16 protein-coding genes are annotated in these 13,636 nt (G+C 45.5%); 7 read left to right on the top strand and 9 right to left on the bottom strand.

Features of this window, described 5'->3' with window-relative positions; translation table 11 throughout:
* Positions 1-95: 95 nt before the first annotated feature.
* From LG330_RS17860 to LG330_RS17830, 7 genes are read right to left on the bottom strand one after another with little or no spacing between them, the layout of a single operon-like run.
* On the bottom strand, positions 96-428 hold the full coding sequence (locus tag LG330_RS17860; RefSeq protein ID WP_404406285.1) for a Na+/H+ antiporter subunit G: 333 nt from the start codon (positions 426-428) through the stop codon (positions 96-98).
* On the bottom strand, positions 415-690 hold the full coding sequence (locus tag LG330_RS17855; RefSeq protein ID WP_404406283.1) for a Na(+)/H(+) antiporter subunit F1: 276 nt from the start codon (positions 688-690) through the stop codon (positions 415-417). The genes LG330_RS17860 and LG330_RS17855 overlap by 14 nt, the downstream gene beginning before the upstream one ends.
* The gene (locus tag LG330_RS17850; protein WP_404406281.1) at positions 687-1,172 is read right to left on the bottom strand and encodes a Na+/H+ antiporter subunit E; all 486 of its coding nucleotides are present in this window, start codon (positions 1,170-1,172) and stop codon (positions 687-689) included. The genes LG330_RS17855 and LG330_RS17850 overlap by 4 nt, the downstream gene beginning before the upstream one ends.
* Before the next feature lie 27 nt (positions 1,173-1,199).
* The gene (locus tag LG330_RS17845) at positions 1,200-2,681 is read right to left on the bottom strand and encodes a Na+/H+ antiporter subunit D (RefSeq protein ID WP_404406279.1); all 1,482 of its coding nucleotides are present in this window, start codon (positions 2,679-2,681) and stop codon (positions 1,200-1,202) included.
* The gene (locus LG330_RS17840) at positions 2,674-3,012 is read right to left on the bottom strand and encodes a Na(+)/H(+) antiporter subunit C (protein ID WP_404406277.1); all 339 of its coding nucleotides are present in this window, start codon (positions 3,010-3,012) and stop codon (positions 2,674-2,676) included. Before LG330_RS17840 ends, LG330_RS17845 begins: the two co-directional genes overlap by 8 nt.
* Before the next feature lies 1 nt (position 3,013).
* Positions 3,014-3,436: a Na(+)/H(+) antiporter subunit B gene (locus LG330_RS17835; protein WP_404406275.1), complete on the bottom strand. Its 423-nt coding sequence runs from the start codon at positions 3,434-3,436 to the stop codon at positions 3,014-3,016.
* The gene (locus LG330_RS17830) at positions 3,423-5,837 is read right to left on the bottom strand and encodes a Na+/H+ antiporter subunit A (RefSeq protein WP_404406273.1); all 2,415 of its coding nucleotides are present in this window, start codon (positions 5,835-5,837) and stop codon (positions 3,423-3,425) included. Before LG330_RS17830 ends, LG330_RS17835 begins: the two co-directional genes overlap by 14 nt.
* Positions 5,838-6,040: 203 nt before the next feature.
* Between LG330_RS17830 and LG330_RS17825 the strand changes: the two genes are divergently transcribed.
* Entirely contained in the window at positions 6,041-6,727 is a 687-nt protein-coding gene (locus LG330_RS17825; protein ID WP_404406271.1) for a universal stress protein, read from the top strand.
* Between the two features lie 31 nt (positions 6,728-6,758).
* Here the strand turns inward: LG330_RS17825 and LG330_RS17820 are convergent, their stop codons facing one another.
* Together LG330_RS17820 and LG330_RS17815 are read right to left on the bottom strand one after the other, a co-directional pair.
* A complete protein-coding gene (locus LG330_RS17820) occupies positions 6,759-7,298 on the bottom strand; it encodes a tyrosine-type recombinase/integrase (protein ID WP_404406269.1) in 540 nt (179 codons plus the stop codon).
* Positions 7,299-7,424: 126 nt separating this feature from the next.
* Positions 7,425-7,871 carry a MarR family winged helix-turn-helix transcriptional regulator gene (locus tag LG330_RS17815; RefSeq protein WP_404406267.1) on the bottom strand — a complete coding sequence of 149 codons (447 nt, stop codon included), beginning with the start codon at positions 7,869-7,871 and terminating at the stop codon, positions 7,425-7,427.
* Positions 7,872-7,979: 108 nt separating this feature from the next.
* Between LG330_RS17815 and LG330_RS17810 the strand changes: the two genes are divergently transcribed.
* From LG330_RS17810 to LG330_RS17785, 6 genes are all read left to right on the top strand, one after another.
* A complete protein-coding gene (locus tag LG330_RS17810; RefSeq protein WP_404406265.1) occupies positions 7,980-8,396 on the top strand; it encodes an organic hydroperoxide resistance protein in 417 nt (138 codons plus the stop codon).
* Between the two features lie 447 nt (positions 8,397-8,843).
* Positions 8,844-9,428: a glycerol-3-phosphate responsive antiterminator gene (locus tag LG330_RS17805; RefSeq protein WP_404406263.1), complete on the top strand. Its 585-nt coding sequence runs from the start codon at positions 8,844-8,846 to the stop codon at positions 9,426-9,428.
* The gene (locus tag LG330_RS17800; RefSeq protein WP_404406261.1) at positions 9,425-10,531 is read left to right on the top strand and encodes an ABC transporter ATP-binding protein; all 1,107 of its coding nucleotides are present in this window, start codon (positions 9,425-9,427) and stop codon (positions 10,529-10,531) included. The genes LG330_RS17805 and LG330_RS17800 overlap by 4 nt, the downstream gene beginning before the upstream one ends.
* Positions 10,528-11,451 (top strand): carbohydrate ABC transporter permease, encoded by a 924-nt coding sequence (locus LG330_RS17795; RefSeq protein WP_404406259.1) that lies wholly within the window; start codon positions 10,528-10,530, stop codon positions 11,449-11,451. Before LG330_RS17800 ends, LG330_RS17795 begins: the two co-directional genes overlap by 4 nt.
* A 2-nt stretch (positions 11,452-11,453) precedes the next feature.
* The gene (locus tag LG330_RS17790; RefSeq protein ID WP_404409662.1) at positions 11,454-12,260 is read left to right on the top strand and encodes a carbohydrate ABC transporter permease; all 807 of its coding nucleotides are present in this window, start codon (positions 11,454-11,456) and stop codon (positions 12,258-12,260) included.
* Between the two features lie 14 nt (positions 12,261-12,274).
* Positions 12,275-13,618, top strand: a complete 1,344-nt coding sequence (locus LG330_RS17785) for an ABC transporter substrate-binding protein (protein ID WP_404406257.1) — start codon at positions 12,275-12,277, stop codon at positions 13,616-13,618.
* Positions 13,619-13,636 lie beyond the last annotated feature (18 nt).

The following is a 13,636-nucleotide window of genomic DNA, read 5'->3' as shown; positions in this document are numbered from 1 at the left end:
TAGCACAGGCGCCTTGTATACATCTCAGTTAAAGAGTCAACAAAAAAACGTGTACCTGAAAACAGATACACGTTTAGAAGAGACGGTTATTCACTCTAGTTTTTTCTCTTTTGAATTTCTTCTTCGACTCTAATGCCGGTTACATAAGCGGCTCTTGAAATCAGATGGCCTGCAACAGGTGCTGTCAGATAAAGAAAGACAATCCCGAGTACGAGGCGGATACTGATATAGTGCTCAGTAGACCAAAAGTAAATAAAAACGCCTGTGAGCGTAAGTAAAACAGCAAGTGTTGAGCTTTTTGTACCGGCGTGACTTCGGGTATAGACGTCAGGAAGTGTGACTACGCCATAAGCACTGATCAGCGCCATAATACTGCCAAGCAGGACCATGATGGCGGCGAATAATTCAATGATTTCATTTACGGTCAATAATCACACCTCTTTCAATATGCTTTGAAAATGCGATGGTGCTGATAAATGCGAGAATCGCAATAATCAGGATGACTTCGAGGTAGGCAGCTGTATCAAGCAAAACGCTAAGCACTGCTACGATAGAAATCAGATTTACACCAACAACATCAAAGGAGACGACGCGGTCTGGCAGGGTGGGCCCCTGAATGATCCGAACCAGCGCCATTGCAATTGCTACACAGAAAATTACGATTGCGGTTGTGAATATGAGATCGATCATGGTCTGGTCACCTCCAGAATCATATTTTCATAAATTTTAATTGATTTAATCACCATTGGTTTATTTACGTGAAGATCCATGGTGTGAATGGTGAACGTCTGGTTATCCTGCCCGACGCGCAAAATCGCGGAACCGGGTGTCAGCATTAACAGCAGGACCAGAGAGGTGATCTGCCAATCATTTTCAAGTCTCGTTTTATATTCAAATGTACCAGGATTAATACGCCCTTTTGGTACAATAATCTGCTTCATAATCAAGAAACTCGAGGTAATCAGCTCATAGTTGAAAATGCCCATCAGCTTGATAATAGAGATGACCCTTTTCAAATAAAATGGTGTTTCGAAAAAGCGGTGAAGCAGGAAGATCACCACAATCCCAATCAGGTAACCGGCTATAAAGGTAGGGATCTCAAACGTTGTTTCATCATTCAGGAATACCCATAAAAATGCGATAACGAGATTTAACAGGAATTGAGCAAGCATGCTTGGACACCTCCAGTGTGCAGCGTATCAGTCATTGGTCAGCACTCCTTCAATATAAATTTCAGGATTCATTAATACTTCAGCAGCACTTGATACGTAAGGAGAAATTCCTTCCATTCCGAGACCGAGACCGACTGTGAAAACCCCAAGGATCATACATGGGATCATCAATCTTTTAGACAGCGGTTTCTGATTAGCTTTCTGAATGGTGATCTCACCGAAGAACATGTTAATGAAAATACGCAGCAAAGAATAAACAACAGCAAGACTTGATGCAAAGGCTGCAAATACCAGCACGTACTCTCCGGCTGACACAGCTCCCTGACCGATCAGAAACTTTCCTGGAAAGCCGCTCAGTGGAGGAATGCCTCCCAGAGAGAGAACAGTTATGAAGAAGATCCATCCGAGCAACGGGTAAGTCGTCATCAGACCGCTGACCTTATTTAAAGCATGCTGTCCAGTCAGGTAGATGATGGTGCCAACCAGTAAAAACAGCAGACCTTTTACCGCAATGTCATGAACGAGGTAATAAATTGCTCCTTCAATCCCTGCAGTTGTGTTCGCAGCAAGTCCCGCTAGAATAAAGCCGATTGCAATAATGACATTATAAGCAGCAATCTGGCGGATATCCTTATAGGCAAGAGCGCCGACACTGCCACCGATCAGTGTTGCAATCGCCATCCAGGTGATCAGCGTATGCGTCACTTGCGGTTCGTGATAAAACAGCAGTGTAAAAGTTCTGAATAACGCATATACGCCGACCTTTGTCAGAAGGGCAGCAAACATTGCAGATACAGCAGTTGGTACAGCACTGTAAGAACCAGGCAGCCAGAAATAAAGAACAAGTCCAGACTTAATTGAAAATACGACTAAAAATAAAATACCGATCACAGTTAATAGAGGAGGCTGGCCAACTTCTGCAATCCGCTCTGATAAGTGTGCGAAATTTAACGTTCCAAGTGTTCCATAAACATAAGCAATCCCAAGCAGGAATAACCAGGAAGACAGGATATTCACTAATACATATGTCAGGCCTTCCCTTAGCTGACGCTTCTCTCCACCTAATGTCATCAATGCATATGACGCAAGCAGCATTACTTCGAAACAGACAAACAGATTGAAAAGATCTCCGGTCATAAAAGAACCATTGACGCCTGCAAGCAGCAGAAGCATAAACGTATAAAGGTAATAATGCTCCCTGTTTCCATCTTTTATAAATGAAGCGTAGAGTATACAAATCATCGAGATAAAAGAAGCTGTTGCGACAAGCAGCATGGCAAAGGAATCTGCTACAAAAGTGATGCCAAATGGTGCAGTCCAGCCTCCGTAATGAAGCGTCTGGATACCATTTTGCTGTATATCAGATAATACAAATCCGCTGATGATCAGGACAACCCCTGCAGTAACAACGCTTGCCAAGCGCTGAATCGTTGGATAATTGCGTACGAAAATCAGTAAAACGCCAACTACAACCGGGAGAATCATAGGGAATGCAAGCAGGTTATTCATCTGTAGGCCCTCCCATTTTCTTCAGATTATCCACGCCTGTCACCTGATAAGCCCGGTATACCAGCACAAGGAAGAATGCTGTCACAGCAAAGCTGATGACAATGGCAGTCAGAATAAGGGCCTGTGGTAATGCATCAGTGTATGTGTCAGCGTCATTTCCAAGAAGGGGTACGCTTCCGATCTTTAAGCCGCCCATTGTCATCAGCAATAAATGAACTGCATGAGATAAAATAGCTGTACCAAGTACAACACGAATCATATTTTTAGACAAAAGGAGATAGGTAGCGACTGAAACCAGTACACCGACTAAGAGTGTAATAATCGTTTCCATGCTAGACGTCCCCTCCAATCGATACTAGTATCATCATGACCACGCCGACTACACCAAGCGCAATCCCTGCTTCAAACAGTACAACTGTGGCAAGCTCCGTCTCACCAAGCAGCGGCAGATCAAAATAGGCAAAGGCCTGTGATAAAAATGGTGCACCGAACAGCAGTGACCCCATTCCGCTAAACACAGCAAGCAGCACACCGGCAGCTGCCACCATTTTAAAGTCGACCGGTAATCCTCTATTAACGGTTTCCATATCAAACGACACATACAGTAGCACGATTGCTGAAGAAAGTGTCAGTCCGCCAATGAAGCCGCCACCCGGATTATGGTGTCCTGAGAAGAATAGGTACAGACCAAATGTCAAAATGATAAAGACAGCCACCTTTGATACGGTTTGCAAAATCACATCATTTTCTCTCATCTGTTTTGTCTGCCTCCTTTCCTTTCAGCTTGATCATCGTATACACACCGATTCCGGCAATAAACAGCACAACAACCTCAAGCATCGTATCAAGCGCACGGAAATCACCAAGAATGGCGTTAACAATGTTCCGCCCGCCTGCAAGTTCATACGCATCCTCGTAATAGGTTGAAATCGTCTCAAACATCTTCTGGTTCTGCACAGCCAGAGCAATCAGCACAGTCAATGCACCCATTGAAATAGAAATGATGACTTTAGGGATTTTCACTTTTAAATTGCGATCCTCCGGCTTCCAGTCAGGCAGATAGTAGAAACAAAGCAGGAACAGCACAGTTGTTACTGTCTCTACAACCAGCTGCGTGAGTGCAAGGTCAGGTGCTCTGAATAATACAAAAAAGATCGCAATACAGTAGCCAAGTACACCGTTTAACAAAGTAGCTGTCTTACGGGAATTTACAAATAAAATACTTACTGCAGACACAGCCATAATCACCGTTAAAATGATTTCATAAGTTCCTGCAGGTGCATCATCCGCTATATTAACTGAGATGCTGTCTGACCAGATCAGCGCTCCTCCTACAGTAAGGATGAGAAATCCGTAAATATAGTAAAGGTAGTGTCGCAAAAACCCGGTCATATAACTGTCAGTGATCTGTCTCGAACGAATTTCTGTTCCTGCTAAAGCGCGCTGATACGCAGCATCAAGGCTGAGACGCGGAGGGAAGAAGCTGTATACTTCCCGCCAAAGCGGAGTAGCCTTTACAAGCAGAAGTCCCATTCCAACCACAATGGCAGTCATGAGCAGCTCTGTATTAAAGCCATGCCATGCATATACTTCAGGGATTAACCCTTCAACACCCGCAAAGCTTGGCAGTACTGCATTCATAGCAGGCGTCAGAATATACTCACTTAACACGTTCGGGAAGAAGAAAATTCCGACGACCAGTGTACAAAGAATAGCCGGTGGCAGCAGTAAGCCGATCGACGCTTCACGAGGTGTCTTTTCAAGACGCTCCGGTCTGTATTTGCCAAAGAATGTACGGAACACGATAATCGCAGAGTAAGTGAACGTAAAGATACTGCCGACCACAGCAACAATCGGGAACAGAAGCCCCCATGTCTCCATTGAAAAGAAAGTCATCTCATTTGCATTAAGGGTGGCAGTAAAGAACATCTCCTTACTCAAAAATCCGTTAAAAGGCGGCAGCCCTGCCATTGAAAAGCTGCTGATCAATGCCAAGGTAAAAGTAACCGGCATAAATGCGATCAGCCCGCCAAGCTTTCTAATATCACGCGTCCCGACTTTATGATCGACAATCCCGACGACCATAAATAACGCGCCTTTAAAGGTAGAGTGATTAAACAAATGGAACAATGCGACAAAAATCGCTGTCGTATACAGCATCGAATCTACGCCATCCCCTATATAAAGGGCAGCAGAGCCTATGCCAAGGAGTGACATAATCAGGCCGAGCTGACTGATTGTAGAGTAAGCAAGCAGCGCCTTCAGGTCATTATGTCTGACGGCGGTAAATGCCCCCCAGAACATTGTGAACAGCCCAACACCCGTAACAAGCCAGAACCACACGGCTTCCCCGCCAAAAAGAGGGGTGAACCTGGCAACCAGAAACAAACCCGCTTTTACCATCGTAGCTGAATGGAGGTATGCACTGACAGGCGTCGGCGCTTCCATCGCATCCGGCAGCCAAATATGAAAAGGAAACTGGGCAGACTTAGTAAAAGCACCAAGCAGGACCAGTATAAGCGCAGCAATAAAAAGATCATGCTCAACCAGTGAGCTGCGCATCGCAATAATTTCCTGAATGGAATAAGTCCCGCTCATCACATAAAGCATGATGAAGCCGACCAGCATGGCAACCCCGCCAAATACAGTAATCAAAAAAGATTTCTGCGCCCCGTATTGAGATTTTCTGCGTCTGTACCAGAATGAAATTAACAGGAACGACGAAATACTTGTCAGTTCCCAGAATAAATAAAGCACCATTAAATGGTCAGTCAGAACAATCCCGAGCATCGCACCCATAAACATTAAGAGGTACGAATAAAAATGACCAAGGGACTCTCGTTCTTTAGATAAGTAGAAAATAGAATAGAAGAATACAAGTATCCCGACACCTGTAATTAAGAATGCAAACAACAGGCTCAGACCATCCAGATGAATATCAAAATACAGATCCAAACCAGGGCTCCATGGAACAGATGCCGTGATTGTGCCGCCGTTTATAATTTCCGGCGCATAGGAAATGAAGCCGGAAAATAAAATAACTGGTACAATTAAAGCAGCCCACCCGGTATGTATACGCGGAACAAACCGTGCAAATAGCGCAATCAGTACAACTGAAAAAATGGGCAGTAAAATCATCATGTGCAGCGCTGTCATCATTGACCTCCTCTTTATTGTGAATGACTGAATGCCGCACGGGACAAACAGCATGTGATTGAACTCTGTAAAATAAAAGCTTACAGGATTTATTCCAATTTAGGGTTGAAATTTATGTTTCCGAACTATATCCTTATATGCGTGACAAAATAGATAGATTAAAAGTATGTCCATATAAATAAAACCATCATGGAGGTGTAAACATGCAACAACCCCGAGCTCGCATGGATGAGAGCATTCTGGTCTGTGTTTATTTCGGTCCGAACGGTGAACGTCTGATCCGCAGAGGCTGTAAAATTGCCAGCATGCTGGGATGCCCTCTCTACGTTCTGACAGTCGACCCGAATCCATATGAAGAGATCAGCGCAGACAAGCAGGCATATATTGAACAATGGAAAGAAATCGCAAGTGCGCATGGTGCAGAAGAATTCTATATTCGTGATAACGAAAAGCGCCCTGCCGTTAAAGTCATCGCAGAAGTGGCAAGAGACCTGGATATCACACAAATCATCATTGGTCAGTCTCCACAAAGCAGATGGGAAGAAATTAAAAAGGGATCGTTTGTAAATACACTTCTTCGTGAAATCACATTCGTCGATTTTCATATCGTATCCATTGACCGCTCCGTTGAAGACGACGATAACCTCTTTGACAGTGGTACACGTGCCTATATCGAAAAGCGTGAAGACGGCCATTACTTAAGTTTTACGCATAATGAAAAAGTTGTCTACGAAGGTATCTTTTATAAAGAAACAGGTACAGACTTTAATAACGGTGTATTCAAATTCGTCCGTGAAGGCAAAACGTGTCAGCTTCACGTAACAGACGATAAAATCACTAAGCCGACAAAAATCCACGGTGCCATTAAAGAAGAATCAATAGAAGATTAACTCGACTTGCAGATCTGCTGCAGGTCTTTTTTTATAAGTTCACATCCAGCTTTAATTCAGCCTGATCAAATCCGATATAACGCAGCGTTTCAGAAGGCGATGAGTGATTATAGCGCTTTTGAATCAGTGAAATTGCAATGCCTTTTATATAAGCGTGATAGCCAAACGTTTTGCGGATTGTATGAGTGCCGATCTGATCATCGATACCAATCTGCCGCGCTGCATTGTGAATAACCCGGTAAGCCTGCTGTCTTGAAATCGGGCCGCCGCTTTTAGGAGAATGAAATAAAAACTCATCCGCTGCATGTCCCTCGTGAATTAAATGATGAGTAAGCGCCGTCCGCACCTTTTCGTTCAAATAAATCCGTTGTCCATTAACTTCAATAAACACATTCATTTTCCCCGCATCATCCATCAACTGGTCAGTACGGAGCTGCAGCATTGTATTAATTTTCAGCCCGGTATTAATCCCTAATACAAAGAAACAATAATCACGGCTTGAAGTCTTTTTAAGTTCTTTTTTTAAGAGCCTGATATGACGTATATTGCGTATAGGATCTACAATTTCCATTATAATAAGCTCCTTTGCATGTTACATAATGATATAGTATCAGTTATTTATGTAACATGCAAAAGATACGGCCCAATAAAAAAGGTATAACACCAGATTGCTCGATCTGATGTTATACCACTGATATCAGCATTTATCTGCTTCAGTTGCGATCCCGAGTTTTGAGGAAAATGCATCAAGCATTTCTTTATAATGAGTGTATTCTTCCGGCGTCATTCCTAGTACCTCATTGATTTTTGCCGGCACATCTTTTGCCTCCTGCTCAAGCAGGCGACCTTCCTCCGTGCACTGGATGAGCAGCTGCCGCTCATCATCAGGATTACGGGTCTTTTCAATAAACCCTGCCTGAATAAGCTTTTTTATCACTGGGGTCAATGTGCCTGAATCCAGCTGCAGTCTTTCACCGACAAACTTCAGCGTAACCAGATCCTTTTCCCACAAGACAAGCATGACCAGATATTGCGGGTAGGTCAGATTTAAAGGGGATAAAAAGGGACGATAGCGCTTAATGATCTCTTTGGAAATCGCATAAAAAGGAAAGCATAGCTGATTGGATAATTGTAAAGAATTCATCACGATCTCCTCCCTTCATGAATCATATTGTTTGCAAAATTATTTGAGTTGTATAAAATTAAATTGTACACAACTTTAATATATCACATTTAACAGGAGGAATCATTCATGAGAAAGCTATTTACTTCATCAGCAACAGCAGTAGGCGGACGTGAAGGACGCGTAACAGCAGAAAGCGGCTCATTTGATCTTGGACTTGCAATGCCAATGCCAGGTGCAGACACTGCAGGCAAAAGTAACCCTGAAGAATTGTTCGCAGCAGGCTATGCAGCATGCTTTGACTCAGCTATGAACATCGTTGCGATGCAAAAAGGCATTAAGCATGACGATTCTGAAATCAAAGCAGACGTATCACTTAACAAAGGTGATAAAGGCTACGCACTGTCAGTTGAAATGGACGTACTGATCAAAGGCGTTGACGAAGAAACAGCACGCCAGCTGGTTGAAGAAGGCCACCAGGTATGCCCTTATTCAAATGCGACGCGTGGGAATGTTGAAGTTAGCTTTAATGTGCGTACTGCTTAATAGGTGAATATACCCGGCACGGTGGGGACGGAGTTGAGTGAGTCGTTTTTGGAATGATTCTAAAAGTGATCGGCAACCTCCGTCCCCAATGTGCTGCCTGTAACCCCCTGGCCAGTGATCTGGCCAGGGGGTTTTTCTTCGAACACCACCGGTTATTCTTTGAACCCCACTCATAATTCCACGAACCTCCATACGCCAGCCTCTGTCCCGGACGTGCACATTTCATAGCCCTGTAACCTCCGTCCCCACCATGCACACGAACTCTCTTTACAAAACCTTATCAATTTCCTCACAACCCATTAAAACTTCCTTAACATTCCAGCTGTAACATCGAATCTGTGATAGACAAGTGAATAGCAGTCCGGTATGACTTGATGAGAACCATGAAAACGAGAGAAGGCCTCTTTGTATTTTCATGGATTTTTTTATGCCTGCCGGGGAAAAGGAGTGAGCGTTTTGTTTTTAGAAAGATTGAAAGAATCTCAGGTGATTGCATCAATCAAAGAACCGAAACAGCTTGAGGCATTTATTGAGACAGACATTCAGGCGGCATTTTTATTGCTGGGAAATCTTACGGTGATTAAGCGGTATGTGGACTTTTTGAAGGAACATGACCGGGATGTGTTTTTACATATTGAGAAGATTCCGGGGATCAGCTATGACCGTGAAGGATTAAAGTTTATCGCGAGGCATGTGCAGCCGACGGGGATTGTGACGACGAAGCCATCGCTTGTTGCGGCTGCGAAAAAAGAGGGATTAATTGCGATTAAGCGTCTGTTTTTAATAGATTCAGATGCGTTGAAAAATGGACTTGAGAGTGCAGAGCAGGTCCAGCCTGATTTTCTGGAACTGATGCCTGGTGTGGTACCGCATTTAATTGAGCATGTGAAGAAGAAAACGGATATTCCGATTATTACGGGCGGCCTGATTCAGAACCGCAGACAAATGGAGAAGGCGATTGAACGTGGTGCGACAGCTGTTTCTACAGGGAGGACGCACCTTTGGAAGCCGCTGGTGGAGGTGGTTCAATGAGGAAAGTGGAGTTAAAAGGGATTACGAAATCCTATGATGGTAAGCAGGATGTGTTAAAAGCGATTGATGTGATGATTGAGCCGGGTGAGTTTTTTGTACTCGTTGGTCCATCAGGATGCGGGAAGAGTACGATGCTCCGCATGATTGCAGGGCTTGAGTCGATTACGTCAGGAGAGCTTGCGTTAGATGGAAAGCGGGCGAATGCGTTAAGTCCGAGTGAGCGTGATCTGTCGATGGTGTTTCAGAATTATGCGCTTTATCCGCATTTAACCGTAGAGCAGAATATCACGTTTGGTCTGCATGTGAAAAAGGTTTCGAAAAGAGAGCAGAAAGAGCGCTGTAAGGAAGTGTGCGAGATGCTTGGGCTGAGTGATTATATGAAGCGGAAGCCGCGTGAGCTCTCTGGCGGGCAGCGTCAGCGTGTGGCGTTAGCACGTGCAGTTGTTACCCGGGCACCGCTTTGCCTGATGGATGAGCCGCTTTCTAACCTTGATGCAAAGCTCCGTGCAAAAATGCGTTCAGAGATCAGACAGCTTCAGAGAAAGCTTGGGCTGACGATGATTTATGTGACGCATGACCAGACAGAAGCGATGACGATGGCGGACCGGATGATGATTTTATCAGACGGGGACGTGCAGCAGATCGGGCGGCCGCTTGATGTATATAACAATCCGGCAAATACATTTGTTGCATCCTTTATCGGCTCGCCTCCGATGAATCTGATCGATGCAGAAATGAAGGATTCTGTCCTTGTTGCAGATGGCCACTGGATGACGCCGGTCACTGCAGATACGAAGCAGAAAATCGGTTCAGGGCGTGTCACGCTTGGTGTAAGGCCTGAACATATTGCACTTGCTAAGGATACGGAGCCTGGCTTTTTGGTTCAGGTGGCAAATGTGGAAGTGCTCGGCACGGAAACGCTTGTGACATTCGACTTTGGTGAGGATACACAATGGATCGCGAAATGGCCGGGGCAAAGCGGTGTGCAGCCTGGCGAGCAGATCAGAATCTGTGTGGATGACCGTCACTTAGCGTTATTTTCAGCTGAAACGGGTGAGCGGATTTCGTGTGAGCCGGCACCTGTTAAGAAGGTGTCATCATGACAACGATCCAGCCTGAATTGTCTTCAGATCGTCAGGTGGAGAGGAAGCGCGCCTGGTCAAACTGGATGACCGGGATGCTGTTTTTACTGCCTTCATTGATTCTGTTTGGTGTATTTCTTTTTTACCCGATGGTACGTACGGTGTACTTAAGTCTGTTTTTAACGGATTCGCAGGGTGTGCCGGTTGTATTTGTCGGATGGGAGAACTTTTTGAATCTTTTTCAGTCAACGAGCTTTCAGCTGAGTGCGAAGGCAACTGGGCTGTTTGTGCTTTATACAGTGCCTGCAGGGATTGTGCTTGCGACTGCGCTTGCAGTGCTCGCGAACCAGAAGCTGAGGGGCATTGGACTTTTCCGCACGATGTTCTCGGCAACAATGGGCATGAGTGTGGCAGCGTCTTCTGTGATCTGGATGTTTCTGTTTAATCCGTCGATTGGGTTGTTCAACCGCATATTGGGAGCACTGAATATCCCGGGCGTGCAGTGGCTGCTTGATCCGCAGTATGCGCTGCTGTCAGTATCGGTTGCGACGATCTGGATGAATACGGGCTTTGCCTTTTTGATCCTGCTTGGCGGGTTGCAGAATATTGATCAGTCGCTGTATGAAAGTGCGCGGATTGCAGGGGTGAGTGAGTCCTATAAGCTGCGGAAAATTACGCTGCCGATGCTTTCGCCGACACTCTTTTTCGTGACAACCGTTTCGCTGATCAATGCATTTCAGACGTTTGGACAGGTTGACCTTTTAACAAAAGGAGGACCGATGGAGTCTACGAATGTGATTGTGTATTCCATTTACAAGGATGCGTTTATCAATTATAACGTCGGTTCTGCGAGTGCCCAGGCTGTGATGTTGTTTGTGGCAGTGCTTGTGGTGACGGTGCTTCAGTTCAAAATCGGCGAAAGGAAGGTGCACTATCAGTGAGCATGGGGAAAAAGGTTTTACTTTATATGACGCTCACCGTCTCAGGACTTGTGATGGTGTTCCCGATTCTTTACGCTTTTCTCATAAGCTTTATGCAGGGTGGGGAGGTGCTGCAGGGTTCCTTGTGGCCGGAAACCTTCTCGCTTGCAAACTATTTTTCTGCGTTTGAGCGTGTGCCGCTTTTAACGTATTTATGGAACAGTCTGCTCGTGTCTGTGCTGATTATGGCTGGGCAGCTGGTGCTTTGCAGTCTGGCGGCGTTCGCATTTGTATTTATTGAGTTCAAGGGTCGTGAGTGGATCTTCTATTTGTTTATTTCCACGATGATGATCCCGTGGGAAGCGACGATGGTGCCGAACTTTCAGACGGTGCAGTCGCTTGGCTGGCTGAACAGCTATGCAGGATTGACCATTCCGTTTTTCGCAATGGCATTTGGCACGTTTTTACTCAGGCAGCAGTTCAAGACGATTCCAAAAGAATTATATGAAGCATCCCAGATTGCAGGGATCAGCAAGCTGAGATTTTTTACAGGTGTCGTGCTGCCGGTTGCAAAAACGACGATGACAACACTTGCGATTTACAGCTTTTTAACGGCATGGAATATGTATCTATGGCCGCTTCTTGTAACAAATAATGAAGCGAACCGCACTGTTCAAATCGGTTTGAAGCAGATGCAGACCCAGGAGATTGCAAGTGACTGGGGCGTTGTAATGGCTGGCGTGGTCATGGTGATTTTACCGACATTGATTCTATTATTCGCAGGACAAAAACGACTTCAGGAAGGCCTCACACAAGGGGCGCTAAAATAAGGAGGAAACACTCAATGAAAAAGCTTTGGATCGGTTCAACGGCAATGGCACTACTTTTAGCAGCATGTTCAAGTGAGACAGACGAAGCAGTTCAGACAACAGATGCAACAGCAGCTCCGGCTGAAGAGAAAGGCAAAACGGAAGTTGTATTCTGGCATGCAATGAGCGGTGAGCTTGAGACTGCACTCAATACTTTAGTGGATGATTTCAACGCTTCACAGGAGGAATATGAGGTTGAGCCGGTTTTCCAGGGAACATATGAAGAGGCACTGACGAAACTGAACACTGTTGCCGGTACAGAGGAATCGCCAGCGATGATGCAGGTGTTTGAAGTCGGTACGAAATTCATGATCGACTCAGGGCATATCCGGCCGGTTCAGGATTTTATTGATGAAGAAGGCTTTGATACATCTGTCTGGGAAGAGAATATCACAAACTATTACAGCGTAGACGGCGTTCAGTACTCAATGCCATTTAACTCGTCAACGCCGGTCCTTATGTACAACAAGGATGCATTTGAAGCGGCTGGACTTGACCCTGAACAGGCACCAATGACGTACAGTGAGCTTCAGGAAGCGGCAACAGCATTGACTGAAGGCGATCAGAAAGGCTTCTCGATTTTAAACTATGGCTGGTTCTTTGAAGAGCTTGTGGCAGCGCAGGGCGGACTGTTCGTCGATGCTGAAAATGGACGTGAAGGTCAGGCGACTGAAGCTGTATTTAACGGAGAAGAAGGGCTGAATGTATTCAACCTCATTAAGGATATGCATGATGAAGGGACATTCTATAACTCAGGTCAGAACTGGGATGACATGCGTGCTGCGTTCCAGTCAGGCGCAACGGCAATGATTCTTGATTCATCTGCCGGTGTAAAAGGGATGATTGATAACGCACCGTTTGAAGTAGGTGTTGGTTACCTGCCAGTACCAGACGATGCAGAGCGCAACGGTGTGATCATTGGTGGTGCGTCACTTTGGATGGCTGAAGCAATCGACGCTGAGCAGAAACAAGGTGCGTGGGAATTCATGAAGTACGCGTCATCAGCTGAAGCACAGGCGCAGTGGCACGTTGATACAGGCTACTTTGCGATCAACCCTGCAGCATACGATGAGCAGGTGGTAGTGGACCAGTGGGAGCAGTATCCGCAGCTGAAAGTAACGGTTGATCAGCTGAAAGAAACGCAGGCAAACGCAGCAACAGGCGGCGCACTGATCTCTGTATTCCCTGAAGCAAGACAGCGCGTTGTAAACGCAATGGAAAGCCTATATCAGGGAGCAGATCCTCAGGAAGCGCTGGATCAGGCAGCAGAAGAAACAAATCGTGCACTTGAAGTAGAGGCAGCAAAGAACGGAAACTGAACAGAGGGAGGCACGCGT

This window comes from Jeotgalibacillus malaysiensis (assembly GCF_044789845.1).
Lineage (GTDB): Bacteria > Bacillota > Bacilli > Bacillales > Jeotgalibacillaceae > Jeotgalibacillus > Jeotgalibacillus malaysiensis_A.
Note: the sequence above shows the minus strand (reverse complement) of the source record. Positions and strands in the feature narration are given on the sequence as shown.

What these genes read in the sequence shown, in the direction of transcription:
- LG330_RS17855 (WP_404406283.1), bottom strand. Translation starts at nt 690, where the DNA reads ATGATCGATCTCATATTCACAACCGCAATCGTAATTTTCTGTGTAGCA.
- LG330_RS17850 (WP_404406281.1), bottom strand. Translation starts at nt 1,172, where the DNA reads ATGCTTGCTCAATTCCTGTTAAATCTCGTTATCGCATTTTTATGGGTA.
- LG330_RS17845 (WP_404406279.1), bottom strand. Translation starts at nt 2,681, where the DNA reads ATGAATAACCTGCTTGCATTCCCTATGATTCTCCCGGTTGTAGTTGGC.
- LG330_RS17840 (WP_404406277.1), bottom strand. Translation starts at nt 3,012, where the DNA reads ATGGAAACGATTATTACACTCTTAGTCGGTGTACTGGTTTCAGTCGCT.
- LG330_RS17835 (WP_404406275.1), bottom strand. Translation starts at nt 3,436, where the DNA reads ATGAGAGAAAATGATGTGATTTTGCAAACCGTATCAAAGGTGGCTGTC.
- LG330_RS17830 (WP_404406273.1), bottom strand. Translation starts at nt 5,837, where the DNA reads ATGACAGCGCTGCACATGATGATTTTACTGCCCATTTTTTCAGTTGTA.
- LG330_RS17825 (WP_404406271.1), top strand. Translation starts at nt 6,041, where the DNA reads ATGCAACAACCCCGAGCTCGCATGGATGAGAGCATTCTGGTCTGTGTT.
- LG330_RS17820 (WP_404406269.1), bottom strand. Translation starts at nt 7,298, where the DNA reads ATGGAAATTGTAGATCCTATACGCAATATACGTCATATCAGGCTCTTA.
- LG330_RS17815 (WP_404406267.1), bottom strand. Translation starts at nt 7,871, where the DNA reads ATGAATTCTTTACAATTATCCAATCAGCTATGCTTTCCTTTTTATGCG.
- LG330_RS17810 (WP_404406265.1), top strand. Translation starts at nt 7,980, where the DNA reads ATGAGAAAGCTATTTACTTCATCAGCAACAGCAGTAGGCGGACGTGAA.
- LG330_RS17800 (WP_404406261.1), top strand. Translation starts at nt 9,425, where the DNA reads ATGAGGAAAGTGGAGTTAAAAGGGATTACGAAATCCTATGATGGTAAG.
- LG330_RS17795 (WP_404406259.1), top strand. Translation starts at nt 10,528, where the DNA reads ATGACAACGATCCAGCCTGAATTGTCTTCAGATCGTCAGGTGGAGAGG.
- LG330_RS17790 (WP_404409662.1), top strand. Translation starts at nt 11,454, where the DNA reads ATGGGGAAAAAGGTTTTACTTTATATGACGCTCACCGTCTCAGGACTT.
- LG330_RS17785 (WP_404406257.1), top strand. Translation starts at nt 12,275, where the DNA reads ATGAAAAAGCTTTGGATCGGTTCAACGGCAATGGCACTACTTTTAGCA.